Below are 15,949 nucleotides of genomic sequence, written 5' to 3'. Positions count from 1 at the left end.
GAAGCCGGCTGGTCTTCATGAACCTGCATTCAAGGAGCTGAAATGGCTGACGCGGGCACTGTTCTACAGCGTGGCCTGAGCACCCGGCACATCCGCTTCATCGCCCTGGGCTCTGCCATCGGCACAGGCTTGTTCTACGGTTCGGCGGCCGCCATTCAACGGGCGGGGCCTTCGGTCCTGCTGGCCTATCTGATTGGCGGCGCAGCCATCTACCTGACCATGCGCGCCCTGGGAGAGATGGCAGTCAGGACTCCTGTTTCAGGCTCTTTCGGACATTACGCCAGCAGTTATCTGGGACGTTTTGCGGGGTTTCTCACCGGCTGGAGCTACGCCTTTTCCATGCTCATGGTGTGCCTGGCTGACGTCACCGCATTTGGCGTCTACATGGGCCTGTGGTTTCCCGATACTCCCCGCTGGATCTGGGTGCTGAGCATTGTCCTGGGCATTGGCACCTTGAACCTGTGCAGCGTAAAGGTGTTCGGCGAGCTGGAGTTCTGGCTGTCGCTGCTCAAGGTTGGCGCCATTGTGGCCATGATCGTCGGCGGCTTTACCCTGCTGTTCTTCGGCATCCAGCTTGGGGAGGAACAAAGCCGGGGAGGACTGGCCAATCTCTGGGAATACGGCGGCTTTTTCCCTAATGGCGTGGAGGGCATGATCGCCTCCTTCACCATCGTCATGTTCGCCTTTGGTGGAATCGAAGTCATCGGCATCACCGCCGGCGAGGCCAAGGACCCGCAGCGCATGATCCCCAAGGCCATCAACTCGGTACCGCTGCGGATCCTGATCTTCTACGTACTGACCTTGCTGATTCTGTTGACCCTGGCGCCCTGGTCGAGCATCGGTAGCCATGGCAGCCCGTTCGTGCAGATCTTCAGCAGCCTGGGGATCAGTTCGGCGGCCACGGTGCTGAATATCGTAGTGATTTCCGCCGTGGTCTCGGCCATCAACAGCGATATCTTCAGTGCCGGGCGAATGATGTATGGCATGGCGGCGATCGGGCAGGCGCCGGCAGTGTTCGCCAGGACCTCCCGCTTCGGCGTGCCCTGGATGACGGTGTTGGTCATGTCGGTGGCGTTGCTGCTGGGGGTGCTGCTCAACTACTGGATCCCGCAGGAACTGTTCCTGATCTTTGCCTCACTGGTGACCTTTTCCGTGGTCTGGGTCTGGCTGATGATCCTGCTATCACAAATGGCCATGCGTCGTGGCATGAGTGCCAGGGAAATCCACGAACTGAAGTTCCCGGTGCCCCTGGGCACTGCGGGTCAGGCCTGTGCCGTGGTTTTCATGTTGTTCATCTTCGGTGTGCTGGGCGCATTTGCCGATACGCGCCTGGCTCTGTATGTGGGGCTGGCCTGGTTGGTGCTGCTGTCGCTGGCCTATTGGATATGGATCAAACCGGATACCACCGGCTCGGCCGCCGCCGAGCCCGGTATCGGAACTCAGGAAAAGGGATAACCCATGGGATCGTTCGAGTTGCCACCTACAACCATTGAAGCCTTTCAGCGCGATGGCGCTGTGTGCATTCGCCAACTGTTCAGCAGCGATGAAGTCGGCCTGCTGGAGCGGGGGATCGAGCACAACCTGGCGTTTCCCAGCGAACGGGCCAAGGTCGCCAGCCGTCCGGACGACCCTGGCTGGTTCTTCGAGGACTTCTGCAACTGGCAAGAGAACCCGGCCTATCGGCAGTTCATCTTCCAGAGCCGGGTTGGCCATGTGGCTGCGCAACTGATGGGCAGCGACCAGGCTCGCCTGTATCACGACCACCTGCTGGTCAAGGAACCCAATACCCGGCAACGCACGCCCTGGCACCAGGACCAGCCGTACTACAACGTCGAAGGCCGGCAGAACTGCAGCATGTGGATGCCGGTGGACCCGGTGGCCCGGGAATCGACCCTGGAGTTCATTGCCGGCTCGCACCTGGGGCCCTGGCTGATGCCGCGAACCTTTCTCGACAACCAGGCCAGGTGGTTCCCCGAGGGCAGCCTGGCTGATCTTCCGGACATCGAGGCCGATCGTTCAGCATGGAACATTCTGGGCTGGGAACTGCAGCCCGGCGACGCAGTGTTTTTCCACATGCTGACCCTGCATGGGGCCGGCGGTGTAGGAGGAAATAGACGGCGGCGGGCGTTTTCCCTGCGTTTTCTCGGAGAAGACATGCGCCATGCCCCGAGACCATGGCGAACCTCACCGGAGTTCCCCGGCCTGGTCGAACAGTTGGCCGCCGGCGCCGCTCTGGAGCATGAGCTGTTTCCACGCTTGTGGCCTCGCGACCTGGCCTGAACGGTCATTTATCCACCGGCAGGTCGCGCTCGCGGCCTGTCTTTTCGCCTTATCCAGCTTCCATTTTCGTTCTTTGCCCTGGGCGAAGGGGGAGAGCTGTGGGCGTCTATCAGCGGAAAGCAGGTTTTTCTGTGGATTAAGCCCTGTGAATAACTGCCCTTCAGCTCAGTTGATAACCGGGCTCCAAAACTGAGGAAAACCACCTCTGTGGATAACCACCCCATTCATCCACAGGCTTAAACCGGTTATCCAAGGGCCTCATTGCCACCTAACCACAGACTTTAAAATCTCTGTACACATTGTAAATAAAGGGATACAGAGATCTATCCACAGATAGGGTGCTGTATAAGAATAAACATAAAAACAAGGTTTTAATAAATCTCTCTCTTTTAATTTCTATTGTCCGCCAGTCATCCACAGCTGGTTAAATTTTGTGCAAAGGGTTCTTTAGAAAGGTCGAAGTCCCTATACTTGCCGCCTTGGTCCAAAAACCAACCCGACAACTACTCCTAATTACTCCTACTTGAAGCAGGCACGAGGTGCGTGGTGGATTTCCCTTCCCGTTTTGAAGTGATCGTCATCGGCGGCGGTCATGCCGGTACCGAGGCAGCACTTGCATCAGCACGCATGGGGGCAAAAACCCTGTTGCTGACGCATAACGTGGAAACCCTCGGTGCCATGAGCTGCAATCCCGCGATCGGCGGCATTGGCAAGAGCCACCTGGTCAAGGAAATCGATGCCCTGGGCGGCGCGATGGCCATGGCTACAGATAAGGGCGGCATCCAGTTTCGCGTGTTGAACAGCCGCAAAGGCCCAGCCGTGCGCGCTACCCGCGCCCAGGCCGACCGCATTCTGTATAAGGCAGCTGTTCGCGAGATTCTGGAAAACCAGCCCAACCTGTGGATATTTCAACAGGCAGCTGACGACCTGATCGTTGAACAGGATCAGGTCCGTGGTGTTGTGACCCAGATGGGCCTGCGTTTCTTCGCCGAATCCGTGGTGTTGACCACCGGTACCTTCCTCGGCGGACTTATCCACATCGGTATGCAGAACTACTCCGGCGGTCGTGCTGGTGATCCGCCCTCGATTGCCCTGGCGCAACGACTTCGGGAACTGCCTCTGCGTGTCGGCCGCCTGAAAACCGGCACACCGCCGCGTATTGATGGCCGTTCTGTGGATTTCTCGGTAATGACCGAGCAACCCGGCGATACCCCGATTCCCGTGATGTCGTTCCTGGGGTCGAAAGAGCAGCATCCACCGCAAGTCAGTTGCTGGATTACCCACACCAACGCCCGCACCCACGAAATCATTGCTTCGAACCTCGACCGTTCGCCGATGTATTCCGGGGTGATCGAAGGCATTGGCCCGCGTTACTGCCCGTCGATCGAAGACAAGATCCATCGCTTTGCCGACAAGGAAAGCCACCAGGTCTTCATCGAGCCCGAAGGCCTGACTACCCACGAGCTGTACCCGAACGGGATATCCACCTCCCTGCCATTCGACGTGCAACTGCAGATCGTGCAGTCGATTCGCGGCATGGAAAACGCCCATATCGTGCGCCCGGGCTATGCCATCGAGTACGACTACTTCGACCCGCGGGACTTGAAGTACAGCCTGGAAACCAAAGTCATCGGTGGCCTGTTCTTCGCAGGCCAGATCAATGGCACCACCGGCTATGAAGAAGCCGGTGCCCAAGGTTTGCTGGCCGGGGCCAACGCGGCACTGCGTGCTCAGGGCAAAGACAGCTGGTGCCCGCGTCGCGACGAGGCCTATATCGGGGTACTGGTGGATGACCTGATTACCCTGGGCACCCAGGAACCGTACCGGATGTTCACGTCCCGGGCGGAATACCGCTTGATCCTGCGTGAAGACAACGCCGACCTGCGTCTGACCGAAAAAGGTCGCGAACTGGGGCTGGTGGATGACGTGCGCTGGGCCGCTTTCTGCAAGAAACGCGAAGGCATTGCCCAGGAAGAACAACGTTTGAAGTCCACCTGGGTTCGTCCGGGTACCGAGCAGGGTGATGCCATTGCACAAAAATTCGGCACGCCGCTGACCCACGAATACAACCTGCTGAACCTGCTGAGCCGTCCGGAAATCGACTACGCTGGTCTGGTCGAAGTGACCGGGCAGGGCGCTGAAGATCCGCAGGTCGCCGAACAGGTCGAGATCAAGACCAAGTACGCCGGCTACATCGATCGCCAGCAGGACGAAATTGCTCGCCTGCGCGCCAGTGAAGACACCAAATTGCCTGTGGATATCGATTACAGCGGTATTTCCGGCCTGTCGAAGGAAATCCAGAGCAAGCTCGGCGCGACCCGCCCGGAAACCCTGGGCCAGGCCTCGCGGATTCCCGGTGTGACCCCGGCAGCGATCTCCCTGTTGATGATTCACTTGAAAAAACGCGGCGCGGGCCGTCAGTTGGAGCAAAGCGCTTGAGTTCTATGGTCACCCCACAACACGCGGATGAGTTATCCACAGGCGCTCGCCAGCTCGGCGTCGAGCTGAGCCCGACCCAGCACCAATTGCTGCTGGGTTACCTGGCCCTGTTGATCAAGTGGAACAAGGCCTACAACCTCACTGCGGTGCGCGATCCCGATGAAATGGTCTCCCGCCATCTGCTCGATAGCCTGAGCGTGATGTCGTTCATCGAAAACGGCCGCTGGCTGGACGTCGGCAGCGGTGGCGGCATGCCCGGCATCCCGCTGGCGATCCTGTTTCCCGAGTCGCAAGTCACCTGTCTGGACAGCAACGGCAAGAAAACCCGCTTCCTGACCCAGGTCAAACTCGAACTCAAGCTCGAAAACCTGCAAGTTATCCACAGTCGGGTCGAAGCCTTCACCCCTGAGCAGCCTTTCAACGGGATCATTTCCCGGGCGTTCAGCAGCATGGAGAACTTCACCAGCTGGACCCGCCACCTGGGCGACCGCGATACACGCTGGCTGGCAATGAAGGGCGTCCATCCCTCGGATGAGCTGTTAGCATTGCCGGCAGACTTCCACCTCGATAGCGAACACGCCTTGGCCGTACCCGGTTGCCAAGGCCAACGCCATCTGCTGATACTGCGCCGCACGGCATGATTGGGAACACAAGCAAGAATGGCTAAGGTATTCGCGATAGCGAACCAGAAAGGTGGCGTGGGCAAGACCACCACCTGCATCAACCTCGCAGCATCCCTGGTAGCGACCAAGCGCCGGGTGCTGTTGATCGATCTTGATCCACAGGGCAACGCCACCATGGGTAGCGGTGTGGATAAACACGGTTTGGAAAACTCGGTCTATGACCTGCTGATCGGTGAGTGCGACCTGGCCCAGGCCATGCATTTCTCCGAGCACGGCGGTTACCAGTTGCTGCCGGCCAACCGCGACCTGACGGCCGCGGAGGTGGTGCTGCTGGAAATGCAGATGAAGGAAAGCCGTCTGCGCAGCGCCCTGGCGCCAATCCGTGAAAACTACGACTACATCCTGATCGACTGCCCGCCGTCGCTGTCGATGCTCACCCTCAACGCCCTGGTCGCCGCCGATGGGGTCATTATCCCCATGCAGTGCGAGTACTACGCGCTGGAAGGTTTGAGCGACCTTGTGGATAACATCAAGCGCATCGCCGAACTGCTCAACCCGGAGCTGAAGATCGAAGGCTTGCTGCGCACCATGTTCGACCCGCGCCTGAGCCTGATGAACGATGTTTCCGCGCAGCTCAAGGAACACTTCGGCGATCAGCTGTATGACACCGTGATTCCGCGCAACATCCGTTTGGCCGAAGCGCCGAGCTACGGTATGCCGGCGTTGGCGTACGACAAACAATCCCGTGGCGCGCTGGCCTACCTGGCCCTGGCGGGCGAGATGGTTCGCCGGCAACGTAAACAATCGCGCGTCGCAGCCGCCCAGCCAACTTAAGGAATCCCCATGGCCGTCAAGAAAAGAGGTCTCGGACGTGGACTGGATGCACTGTTGAGTGGTCCGACTGTCAGCGCACTGGAAGAACAAGCGGTGCAGGCCGACCAGCGTGAGCTGCAACACCTGCCCCTGGACCTGATCCAGCGTGGCAAGTACCAGCCGCGTCGGGACATGGACCCGCAAGCGCTGGAAGAACTGGCGAATTCGATCAAGAGCCAGGGCGTGATGCAGCCGATCGTGGTCCGGCCCATCGGTGGTGGTCGTTTCGAGATCATTGCCGGCGAGCGCCGCTGGCGCGCCAGCCAGCAGGCCGGCCAGGAAACCATCCCGGCGATGGTCCGCGATGTGCCGGATGAAACCGCTATCGCCATGGCTCTGATCGAGAACATCCAGCGTGAAGATCTCAACCCCATCGAGGAGGCGGTGGCCCTGCAGCGCCTGCAGCAGGAATTCCAGCTGACTCAGCAACAGGTCGCCGAAGCCGTGGGCAAGTCCCGCGTCAGCGTGGCCAACCTGCTGCGCCTGATCGCCCTGCCTGAGGTGATCAAGACCATGCTGTCCCACGGCGACCTGGAAATGGGTCATGCCCGTGCATTGCTCGGATTGCCGGAAAATCAACAGGTTGAAGGGGCGCGACACGTTGTCGCACGAGGCCTCACCGTGCGCCAGACCGAGGCCCTGGTTCGCCAGTGGCTGAGCGGCAAACAGGAACCTGCTGAACCGGTCAAGCCAGACCCGGATATCGCCCGTCTCGAGCAGCGTCTGGCCGAGCGCCTGGGCTCTGCGGTGCAGATTCGCCACGGCAAGAAGGGTAAAGGTCAGTTGGTGATCGGCTACAACTCCCTGGATGAGCTGCAAGGCGTCCTCGCTCACATCCGCTGAAACATTTCCTTATGTAGCGCGCAGTCGGAAATCACTACCCGGCAGTTGAATAGGGGCTGAACCGCCCCTATACTCTGCGCGCATTTTGTCGGCACAAATTATGCCAAGTTAATGAATTCTGGCAGCCGACCCTTGAGGAGCAAGAGCGATGGAAACCCGCACGCCAAACCGCTTGCCGTTTCATCGCTTGGCGGTTTTTCCGGTTTTACTGGCTCAGTTGATCATTTTACTGATAGCCGCTCTGGCGCTCTGGCAATGGCGTGGAGTCGTAGCCGGATACTCAGGCCTTTGCGGAGGACTGATAGCCTTGCTACCCAATGTGTATTTCGCTCACAGGGCATTTCGGTTTTCCGGCGCCCGAGCGGCCCAAGCCATCGTCCGGTCTTTTTATGCCGGTGAGGCGGGCAAACTGATTTTGACGGCGGTGCTGTTTGCACTGACGTTTGCAGGTGTGAAGCCATTGGCGCCGCTGGCTGTATTCGGCGTCTTCGTGCTGACCCAACTGGTCAGCTGGTTCGCTCCCCTGCTAATGAGAACAAGACTTTCGAGACCTTAGGGCGTTTGAGGCAACCATGTCAGCAGAAACAACCGCTTCGGGCTATATCCAGCACCACTTGCAGAACCTGACCTTCGGTCAGCTACCCAATGGGAGCTGGGGCTTTGCCCACTCCGCAGCAGAAGCCAAGGAAATGGGCTTCTGGGCATTCCACGTCGATACCCTCGGCTGGTCTGTCGCACTGGGTGTGATCTTCATTCTTCTGTTCCGCATGGCGGCCAAGAAGGCGACTTCCGGCGTGCCGGGCGCTTTGCAGAACTTCGTTGAGGTCATGGTTGGCTTCGTCGATGGCAGCGTGAAGGACAGTTTCCACGGCCGCAGCCCGGTGATCGCACCGTTGGCACTGACCATTTTCGTCTGGGTGTTCCTGATGAACGCCATCGACCTGGTACCGGTGGACTGGATTCCACAACTGGCCATGTTGATCTCCGGCGACCAGCACATTCCGTTCCGTGCCGTATCCACCACTGACCCGAACGCCACCCTGGGCATGGCCCTGTCGGTGTTTGCGCTGATCATTTTCTACAGCATCAAGGTCAAGGGCATCGGCGGCTTCATCGGCGAACTGACCCTGCACCCGTTCGGCAGCAAGAACATCCTGGTTCAGGCGCTGCTGATTCCGGTGAACTTCCTGCTTGAATTCGTGACCCTGGTTGCCAAGCCGATCTCGTTGGCACTGCGTCTGTTCGGCAACATGTATGCCGGCGAACTGGTGTTCATCCTGATCGCTGTGATGTTCGGCAGCGGCCTGCTGTGGCTCAGCGGCATGGGTGTGGTTCTGCAATGGGCGTGGGCTGTGTTCCACATCCTGATCATCACCCTGCAGGCCTTTATCTTCATGATGCTGACCATCGTCTACCTGTCGATGGCGCACGAAGAGAACCATTAAGACCAGTCTCGACTAGTCTGATGTCCCTCTCGTTGCGGCGAGAGGGGGCCCGTCTCGGGTCAATGAAACGATTTGTTTTACCGCTTTAATCTAAAAAACCTAAACCATACGACGTAAAAGTCGGGAGGAAAGATGGAAACTGTAGTTGGTCTAACCGCTATCGCTGTTGCACTGTTGATCGGCCTGGGCGCACTGGGTACCGCAATTGGTTTCGGCCTGCTGGGCGGCAAGTTCCTGGAAGGCGCAGCGCGTCAGCCAGAAATGGTTCCAATGCTGCAAGTTAAAATGTTCATCGTTGCCGGTCTGCTCGACGCCGTAACCATGATCGGTGTTGGTATCGCTCTGTTCTTCACCTTCGCAAACCCCTTCGTTGGTCAACTCGCTGGCTAATCACTCGATTCTTCGAGTTGATTGGTGTGACGGACAACGAACGAGCGAGGTGTTGGCGTGAACATTAATGCAACCCTGATTGGCCAGTCCGTTGCGTTCTTAATTTTTGTATTGTTCTGCATGAAGTTCATTTGGCCTCCGGTCATTGCAGCTCTGCACGAACGTCAAAAGAAGATCGCGGATGGACTGGACGCTGCCAGCCGAGCAGCTCGTGACCTGGAACTGGCCCAAGATAAAGCGGGTCAGCAACTGCGCGAAGCTAAAGCTCAGGCAGCTGAAATCATTGAGCAAGCCAAGAAGCGCGGTTCTCAGATCGTCGACGAAGCCCGTGAACAGGCTCGTGTCGAAGCTGAACGTGTGAAGGCTCAGGCTCAGGCCGAGATCGAACAGGAACTGAACGGCGTCAAAGACGCGCTGCGCGCCCAACTGGGCAGCCTGGCAGTCAACGGCGCAGAGAAGATCCTGGGTGCCACAATCGATCAAAACGCGCACGCAGAGCTGGTTAACAAACTGGCTGCTGAAATTTAAGCGAGGGCGATCATGGCAGAACTGACCACGTTGGCCCGACCTTACGCTAAGGCGGCCTTCGAGCACGCTCAGGCCCACCAGCAGCTGGCCTCTTGGTCAGCCATGCTCGGCCTGGCTGCAGCGGTGTCACAAGATGACACCATGCAGCGCGTGCTTAAGGCCCCGCGACTGACGAGCGCAGAAAAGGCCAGCACTTTTATCGAAGTGTGTGGCGACAAGTTTGATGCACAGGCACAGAATTTCATTCACGTTGCCGCCGAAAACGACCGTCTCCTGCTGTTGCCGGAGATCTCCGCTCTGTTCGACCTGTACAAGGCCGAGCAAGAGAAATCGGTGGATGTGGATGTGACCAGTGCGTTCGCATTGAACCAAGAACAGCAAGACAAACTCGCCAAGGTTCTCAGTGCACGGCTCGGCCGGGAAGTGCGACTGCACGCTGCGGAGGATGCCAGCCTTATTGGTGGCGTCGTAATCCGCGCCGGCGACCTGGTTATCGATGGCTCGATTCGCGGCAAACTCGCGAACCTTGCCGAAGCATTGAAATCTTGAGTTTGAAGGGGCAGCAGAGCAATGCAGCAACTCAATCCTTCCGAAATAAGTGAAATTATCAAGGGCCGCATCGAAAAGCTCGATGTGACCTCCCAAGCCCGTAACGAAGGCACTGTCGTCAGCGTATCTGACGGCATCGTGCGGATTCACGGTCTGGCCGACGTTATGTACGGCGAGATGATCGAGTTTCCGGGCGGCGTCTACGGTATGGCCCTCAACCTGGAGCAAGACTCCGTAGGTGCCGTTGTATTGGGCGCGTACACCAGTCTGGCTGAAGGCATGAGCGCCAAGTGCACTGGCCGCATCCTGGAGGTTCCGGTTGGTAAGGAACTGCTGGGTCGCGTAGTCGACGCACTGGGTAACCCAGTTGACGGCAAAGGTCCGCTGAACAACACCGAGACCGACGCGGTCGAGAAAGTTGCTCCAGGCGTGATCTGGCGTAAGTCGGTAGACCAGCCTGTACAGACTGGCTACAAGGCTGTCGATGCCATGATCCCAGTCGGCCGTGGCCAGCGTGAGCTGATCATCGGTGACCGTCAGATCGGTAAGACCGCTCTGGCGATCGACGCGATCATCAACCAGAAAGACAGCGGCATTTTCTGCGTCTACGTGGCTATCGGTCAGAAGCAATCGACCATCGCCAACGTGGTTCGCAAGCTCGAAGAAAACGGTGCACTGGCTAACACCATCATCGTTGCAGCGAGCGCTTCGGAATCTGCAGCACTGCAGTTCCTGGCTCCGTACTCCGGTTGCACCATGGGCGAATACTTCCGTGACCGCGGTGAAGACGCGCTGATCGTTTATGACGATCTGTCCAAGCAAGCAGTGGCCTACCGCCAGATTTCCCTGCTGCTGCGCCGTCCACCAGGCCGTGAAGCCTACCCAGGTGACGTGTTCTATCTCCACTCCCGTCTGCTGGAGCGCGCATCCCGCGTTTCCGAAGAGTACGTAGAGAAGTTCACCAACGGCGCAGTGACTGGCAAGACCGGTTCCCTGACCGCTCTGCCGATCATCGAAACCCAGGCTGGCGACGTTTCCGCGTTCGTTCCGACCAACGTGATTTCCATCACCGACGGTCAGATCTTCCTGGAATCGGCCATGTTCAACTCCGGGATCCGTCCTGCTGTGAACGCCGGTGTTTCGGTATCCCGTGTGGGTGGTGCCGCTCAGACCAAGATCATCAAGAAGCTGTCCGGTGGTATCCGTACCGCTCTGGCTCAGTACCGTGAACTGGCGGCATTCGCCCAGTTCGCTTCTGACCTGGACGAAGCGACCCGTAAGCAACTTGAGCATGGTCAGCGCGTTACCGAGCTGATGAAGCAGAAGCAATATGCGCCGATGTCCATCGCCGACATGTCCTTGTCCCTGTATGCCGCTGAACGTGGCTTCCTGACGGACGTCGAGATTGCCAAAGTTGGTAGCTTCGAACAGGCCATGATTGCTTACTTCAACCGCGATCACGCCGACCTGATGGCGAAGATCAACGTGAAGGGTGACTTCAATGACGAAATCGACGCTGGCCTGAAAGCCGGTATCGAGAAGTTCAAAGCCACCCAAACCTGGTAAGCCGCAGCGGGAGCCGCAAGGCTCCCGCTTGCTAACCTGATAGGTGTTACATGGCAGGCGCAAAAGAGATTCGCAGTAAGATTGCGAGCATCAAAAGCACGCAAAAAATTACCAGCGCCATGGAAAAAGTGGCGGTCAGCAAAATGCGCAAGGCACAAATGCGCATGGCTGCTAGCCGTCCTTATGCGGAGCGCATCCGCCAGGTTATTGGTCATCTGGCCAACGCCAACCCGGAATATCGTCACCCGTTCATGATCGACCGTGCTATCAAGCGCGTCGGTTACGTTGTGGTGAGCAGTGACCGTGGTCTGTGTGGTGGCTTGAACACCAACCTGTTCAAGGCCCTGGTCAAGGACATGGCGGTAAACCGCGAACAAGGCGTCGAGATCGATCTGTGTGTGGTCGGTAGCAAGGGTGCGGCCTTCTTCCGCAACTTCGGCGGTAACGTCGTTGCAGCTATCAGCCATCTGGGTGAAGAGCCGTCGATCAATGATCTGATCGGCAGCGTCAAGGTGATGCTGGATGCATACCTGGAAGGCCGGATTGACCGCCTGTCCGTGGTATCCAACAAGTTCATCAACACCATGACCCAGCAGCCGACCGTGGAGCAGTTGATTCCACTGGAGGCAACCCCGGATCAAGAACTCAAGCACCACTGGGACTACCTCTACGAACCGGATGCCAAGGAGCTGCTGGACGGCTTGATGGTCCGTTACGTGGAGTCGCAGGTCTACCAGGCGGTGGTCGAGAACAACGCAGCTGAACAAGCGGCGCGGATGATCGCAATGAAGAACGCTACCGACAACGCCGGTGATTTGATCAGCGATTTGCAGCTGATCTACAACAAGGCGCGTCAGGCTGCGATCACCCAAGAGATCTCGGAAATCGTCGGCGGCGCTGCCGCGGTTTAACGGTTCAAATATTCAGAGGATCCAGCTATGAGTAGCGGACGTATCGTTCAAATCATCGGCGCCGTTATCGACGTGGAATTTCCACGCGACAGCGTACCGAGCATCTACGACGCCTTGAAGGTTCAAGGCGCCGAAACCACTCTGGAAGTTCAGCAGCAGCTGGGCGACGGCGTGGTGCGTACCATTGCGATGGGCTCCACCGAAGGCTTGAAGCGCGGTCTGGACGTCAACAACACTGGCGCAGCCATCTCCGTACCGGTCGGTAAAGCGACCCTGGGCCGGATCATGGACGTACTGGGCAACCCAATCGACGAAGCCGGTCCTATCGGTGAAGAAGAGCGTTGGGGCATCCACCGTCCAGCACCTTCCTTCGCAGAACAGGCAGGCGGCAACGACCTGCTGGAAACCGGGATCAAGGTAATTGACCTGGTTTGCCCGTTCGCCAAGGGCGGTAAAGTCGGTCTGTTCGGTGGTGCCGGTGTAGGCAAGACCGTAAATATGATGGAACTGATCCGTAACATCGCCATCGAGCACAGCGGTTATTCCGTGTTCGCCGGTGTGGGTGAGCGTACTCGTGAGGGTAACGACTTCTACCACGAGATGAAGGACTCCAACGTTCTGGACAAAGTGGCACTGGTCTACGGCCAGATGAACGAGCCGCCGGGAAACCGTCTGCGCGTAGCCCTGACCGGCCTGACCATGGCCGAGAAGTTCCGTGACGAAGGTAACGACGTTCTGCTGTTCGTCGACAACATCTACCGTTACACCCTGGCCGGTACCGAAGTATCCGCACTGCTGGGCCGTATGCCTTCCGCAGTAGGCTACCAGCCGACCCTGGCTGAAGAGATGGGCGTTCTGCAAGAACGTATCACTTCGACCAAGCAAGGCTCGATCACCTCGATCCAAGCGGTATACGTACCTGCGGACGACTTGACCGACCCGTCGCCAGCGACCACCTTCGCCCACTTGGACGCCACCGTCGTTCTGTCCCGTGACATCGCTTCCCTGGGTATCTACCCAGCGGTAGACCCACTGGACTCGACCTCCCGTCAGCTGGACCCGAACGTGATCGGCAACGAACACTACGAGACCGCTCGCGGCGTTCAGTACGTACTGCAGCGTTACAAAGAGCTGAAGGACATCATTGCGATCCTGGGTATGGACGAGCTGTCGGAAACCGACAAGCAGTTGGTATCCCGCGCTCGTAAGATCCAGCGCTTCTTGTCGCAGCCGTTCTTCGTGGCTGAAGTCTTCACTGGTTCTCCAGGCAAATACGTTTCCCTGAAAGACACCATCGCTGGCTTCAAAGGCATCCTCAACGGTGACTACGACCACCTGCCAGAACAAGCGTTCTACATGGTCGGCGGCATCGACGAAGCGATCGAGAAAGCCAAGAAACTGTAATCCCGGCGCCCGGCAACGGGCGCTAATTTAGGTTGAGGCAAGCAGATGGCTATGACAGTCCATTGCGATATCGTCAGCGCGGAAGGGGAAATCTTCTCCGGTCTGGTGGAGATGGTGGTTGCGCACGGTGAACTGGGTGATCTTGGTATCGCTCTGGGTCACGCACCGCTGATCACCAACCTGAAGCCAGGTCCGATCCGCTTGATCAAGCAGGGCGGGGAAGCCGAGGTGTTCTACATCTCCGGTGGTTTCCTCGAGGTTCAGCCGAACATGGTCAAGGTTCTTGCCGACACCGTGCAACGTGCTGCCGACCTGGACGAAGCCTCCGCTCAGGAAGCCGTCAAGGCTGCTGAGAAGGCCCTGAATGAAAAAGGCGCAGATTTCGACTACGGTTCTGCTGCTGCACGTCTGGCCGAGGCCGCAGCTCAGCTGCGTACCGTCCAGCAGATCCGCAAGAAGTTCGGCGGCTAAGTCGCAGGCTTTCTGTGTGATTGATTAAAAAGGGTAGCCTCGGCTACCCTTTTTATTTTCCGCCATTCACCCCCCTCTTGGTCGCAGTCTGACCTTCCAGGATTGGTAGCCAGTCATGTCTCTCGAAATCGTTATCCTCGCCGCAGGCCAGGGCACCCGCATGCGTTCGGCGCTGCCCAAGGTTCTTCACCCGGTCGCCGGCAACTCCATGCTCGGGCATGTTATCCACAGCGCCCGGCAACTCGATCCACAGCGCATCCACGTGGTGATTGGCCACGGTGCCGATGCGGTGCGCGAGCGGCTGGCCGCCGACGACCTGAATTTCGTGCTGCAGGACAAGCAACTGGGTACCGGCCATGCCGTGGCCCAGGCGGTGCCCTTCATTAGCGCCGATACCGTACTGATCCTCTACGGCGACGTGCCGCTGATCGAAGTCGAGACCCTGCAGCGCCTGCTCAAGCAGGTGGGGCCGGAGCAACTGGGCCTGCTTACCGTCGAGCTGGACGACCCTACCGGCTACGGGCGCATCGTTCGTGATGCCGACGGCAAAGTCGTCGCCATTGTCGAGCAGAAGGATGCTGACGAAGCCACCCGCGCCATCACCGAAGGCAACACCGGCATTCTCGCAGTGCCCGGCAAGCGCCTGGGCGACTGGACCGGCCGGCTGTCCAACAACAACGCCCAGGGCGAGTACTACCTCACCGACGTGATCGCCATGGCGGTCAGCGACGGCCTGATCGTCGCCACCGAGCAGCCTCACGACGCCATGGAAGTGCAGGGCGCCAACGACCGCAAGCAACTGGCCGAGCTGGAGCGGCACTACCAGCTGCGGGCCGGCCGCCGGTTGATGGCCCAGGGCGTGACCTTGCGCGACCCGGCACGTTTTGATGTGCGTGGCGAAGTCATCGTTGGCCGTGATGTGCTGATCGACATCAACGTGATTCTCGAAGGCCGGGTAGTGATCGAGGACGACGTGGTGATCGGCCCCAACTGCGTGATCAAGGACAGTACCCTGTGCAAGGGCGCGGTGATCAAGGCCAACAGCCACCTCGATGGCGCGGTGATGGGCGAGGGCAGCGATGCCGGTCCGTTCGCCCGGCTGCGTCCCGGTACCGTGCTGGAAGCCAGGGCTCATGTGGGTAACTTCGTCGAACTGAAGAATGCCCACCTGGGCCAGGGTGCCAAGGCCGGCCACCTGACCTACCTGGGCGACGCGGTGATCGGTGCGCGCACCAACATTGGCGCCGGCACCATCACCTGCAACTACGATGGGGTGAACAAGCACAAGACGATCATGGGCGAAGACGTGTTCATCGGCTCCAACAACTCGTTGGTAGCACCTGTGGATATCTCCTCCGGCGCCACCACGGCTGCCGGTTCCACCATCACCCAGGATGTGGCCCCGGCTCAACTGGCGGTCGGTCGCGCCCGGCAGAAGAACATCGACGGCTGGAAACGGCCGGAGAAGATCAAGAAGGACTGAGGTTATCCACAACCGCGGAACCCTGTTCGCCGGCAAGCTGGCTCTTACACCCATCTGTAGGAGCCGGCTTGCCGGCGATTTTTTTCACCTGCGCGCTTGACGAAGTTTCGATCTTGGGTTTTTATTGCTTCCGTTATCTTTCGA

The 15,949-nt window shown here is 58.7% G+C and carries 16 protein-coding genes; all 16 read left to right on the top strand.

Annotated features, from left to right (window positions below):
* Nucleotides 1-42 precede the first annotated feature (42 nt).
* The gene (locus tag BLS75_RS24270) at nucleotides 43-1,455 is read left to right on the top strand and encodes an amino acid permease (RefSeq protein ID WP_072451922.1); all 1,413 of its coding nucleotides are present in this window, start codon (nucleotides 43-45) and stop codon (nucleotides 1,453-1,455) included.
* Nucleotides 1,456-1,458: 3 nt separating this feature from the next.
* Nucleotides 1,459-2,280, top strand: a complete 822-nt coding sequence (locus BLS75_RS24265; RefSeq protein ID WP_015637576.1) for a phytanoyl-CoA dioxygenase family protein — start codon at nucleotides 1,459-1,461, stop codon at nucleotides 2,278-2,280.
* A 546-nt stretch (nucleotides 2,281-2,826) separates the two neighbouring features.
* A complete protein-coding gene (gene mnmG / locus BLS75_RS24260; RefSeq protein WP_011064390.1) occupies nucleotides 2,827-4,719 on the top strand; it encodes a tRNA uridine-5-carboxymethylaminomethyl(34) synthesis enzyme MnmG in 1,893 nt (630 codons plus the stop codon).
* Nucleotides 4,720-4,724: 5 nt separating this feature from the next.
* Nucleotides 4,725-5,360 (top strand): 16S rRNA (guanine(527)-N(7))-methyltransferase RsmG, encoded by a 636-nt coding sequence (rsmG, locus tag BLS75_RS24255; protein ID WP_015637574.1) that lies wholly within the window; start codon nucleotides 4,725-4,727, stop codon nucleotides 5,358-5,360.
* An 18-nt stretch (nucleotides 5,361-5,378) separates the two neighbouring features.
* Nucleotides 5,379-6,176: a ParA family protein gene (locus BLS75_RS24250; protein WP_011064388.1), complete on the top strand. Its 798-nt coding sequence runs from the start codon at nucleotides 5,379-5,381 to the stop codon at nucleotides 6,174-6,176.
* A 9-nt stretch (nucleotides 6,177-6,185) separates the two neighbouring features.
* On the top strand, nucleotides 6,186-7,058 hold the full coding sequence (locus BLS75_RS24245; RefSeq protein ID WP_011064387.1) for a ParB/RepB/Spo0J family partition protein: 873 nt from the start codon (nucleotides 6,186-6,188) through the stop codon (nucleotides 7,056-7,058).
* Nucleotides 7,059-7,206: 148 nt separating this feature from the next.
* A complete protein-coding gene (locus BLS75_RS24240) occupies nucleotides 7,207-7,614 on the top strand; it encodes a F0F1 ATP synthase subunit I (RefSeq protein WP_015637573.1) in 408 nt (135 codons plus the stop codon).
* 16 nt (nucleotides 7,615-7,630) lie between these two features.
* Nucleotides 7,631-8,503: a F0F1 ATP synthase subunit A gene (atpB, locus tag BLS75_RS24235; RefSeq protein ID WP_011064386.1), complete on the top strand. Its 873-nt coding sequence runs from the start codon at nucleotides 7,631-7,633 to the stop codon at nucleotides 8,501-8,503.
* 132 nt (nucleotides 8,504-8,635) lie between these two features.
* Nucleotides 8,636-8,893: a F0F1 ATP synthase subunit C gene (gene atpE / locus BLS75_RS24230; RefSeq protein ID WP_002555987.1), complete on the top strand. Its 258-nt coding sequence runs from the start codon at nucleotides 8,636-8,638 to the stop codon at nucleotides 8,891-8,893.
* A 57-nt stretch (nucleotides 8,894-8,950) separates the two neighbouring features.
* Nucleotides 8,951-9,421, top strand: coding sequence for a F0F1 ATP synthase subunit B (locus BLS75_RS24225; RefSeq protein ID WP_011064385.1), 471 nt, complete (start codon nucleotides 8,951-8,953; stop codon nucleotides 9,419-9,421).
* A gap of 12 nt (nucleotides 9,422-9,433) precedes the next feature.
* A complete protein-coding gene (locus tag BLS75_RS24220; protein ID WP_011064384.1) occupies nucleotides 9,434-9,970 on the top strand; it encodes a F0F1 ATP synthase subunit delta in 537 nt (178 codons plus the stop codon).
* Nucleotides 9,971-9,991: 21 nt separating this feature from the next.
* Entirely contained in the window at nucleotides 9,992-11,536 is a 1,545-nt protein-coding gene (atpA, locus tag BLS75_RS24215; protein WP_011064383.1) for a F0F1 ATP synthase subunit alpha, read from the top strand.
* A gap of 50 nt (nucleotides 11,537-11,586) precedes the next feature.
* On the top strand, nucleotides 11,587-12,447 hold the full coding sequence (atpG, locus tag BLS75_RS24210; protein ID WP_011064382.1) for a F0F1 ATP synthase subunit gamma: 861 nt from the start codon (nucleotides 11,587-11,589) through the stop codon (nucleotides 12,445-12,447).
* Nucleotides 12,448-12,474: 27 nt separating this feature from the next.
* Entirely contained in the window at nucleotides 12,475-13,851 is a 1,377-nt protein-coding gene (gene atpD / locus BLS75_RS24205) for a F0F1 ATP synthase subunit beta (RefSeq protein WP_011064381.1), read from the top strand.
* A gap of 45 nt (nucleotides 13,852-13,896) precedes the next feature.
* Nucleotides 13,897-14,322, top strand: a complete 426-nt coding sequence (locus BLS75_RS24200) for a F0F1 ATP synthase subunit epsilon (RefSeq protein ID WP_011064380.1) — start codon at nucleotides 13,897-13,899, stop codon at nucleotides 14,320-14,322.
* Nucleotides 14,323-14,437: 115 nt separating this feature from the next.
* Complete coding sequence (glmU, locus tag BLS75_RS24195) at nucleotides 14,438-15,805, top strand: bifunctional UDP-N-acetylglucosamine diphosphorylase/glucosamine-1-phosphate N-acetyltransferase GlmU (RefSeq protein WP_072451921.1); 1,368 nt, start codon at nucleotides 14,438-14,440, stop codon at nucleotides 15,803-15,805.
* The last annotated feature ends 144 nt before the right edge of the window (nucleotides 15,806-15,949 follow it).

This window comes from Pseudomonas sp. NFPP12 (genome assembly GCF_900103205.1).
Taxonomy (GTDB): domain Bacteria; phylum Pseudomonadota; class Gammaproteobacteria; order Pseudomonadales; family Pseudomonadaceae; genus Aquipseudomonas; species Aquipseudomonas protegens.
The sequence above is the reverse complement of the archived record's forward strand: the minus strand, read 5'-3'. Positions and strand labels throughout refer to the sequence as shown.

Bases quoted from the DNA above. Each gene is read 5' to 3' on its own strand.
- glmU (WP_072451921.1), top strand. From the start codon at position 14,438: ATGTCTCTCGAAATCGTTATCCTCGCCGCAGGCCAGGGCACCCGCATG.
- atpB (WP_011064386.1), top strand. From the start codon at position 7,631: ATGTCAGCAGAAACAACCGCTTCGGGCTATATCCAGCACCACTTGCAG.
- atpE (WP_002555987.1), top strand. From the start codon at position 8,636: ATGGAAACTGTAGTTGGTCTAACCGCTATCGCTGTTGCACTGTTGATC.
- BLS75_RS24240 (WP_015637573.1), top strand. From the start codon at position 7,207: ATGGAAACCCGCACGCCAAACCGCTTGCCGTTTCATCGCTTGGCGGTT.
- BLS75_RS24250 (WP_011064388.1), top strand. From the start codon at position 5,379: ATGGCTAAGGTATTCGCGATAGCGAACCAGAAAGGTGGCGTGGGCAAG.
- rsmG (WP_015637574.1), top strand. From the start codon at position 4,725: ATGGTCACCCCACAACACGCGGATGAGTTATCCACAGGCGCTCGCCAG.
- BLS75_RS24270 (WP_072451922.1), top strand. From the start codon at position 43: ATGGCTGACGCGGGCACTGTTCTACAGCGTGGCCTGAGCACCCGGCAC.
- BLS75_RS24220 (WP_011064384.1), top strand. From the start codon at position 9,434: ATGGCAGAACTGACCACGTTGGCCCGACCTTACGCTAAGGCGGCCTTC.
- atpA (WP_011064383.1), top strand. From the start codon at position 9,992: ATGCAGCAACTCAATCCTTCCGAAATAAGTGAAATTATCAAGGGCCGC.
- BLS75_RS24245 (WP_011064387.1), top strand. From the start codon at position 6,186: ATGGCCGTCAAGAAAAGAGGTCTCGGACGTGGACTGGATGCACTGTTG.
- atpD (WP_011064381.1), top strand. From the start codon at position 12,475: ATGAGTAGCGGACGTATCGTTCAAATCATCGGCGCCGTTATCGACGTG.
- BLS75_RS24200 (WP_011064380.1), top strand. From the start codon at position 13,897: ATGGCTATGACAGTCCATTGCGATATCGTCAGCGCGGAAGGGGAAATC.
- atpG (WP_011064382.1), top strand. From the start codon at position 11,587: ATGGCAGGCGCAAAAGAGATTCGCAGTAAGATTGCGAGCATCAAAAGC.
- BLS75_RS24265 (WP_015637576.1), top strand. From the start codon at position 1,459: ATGGGATCGTTCGAGTTGCCACCTACAACCATTGAAGCCTTTCAGCGC.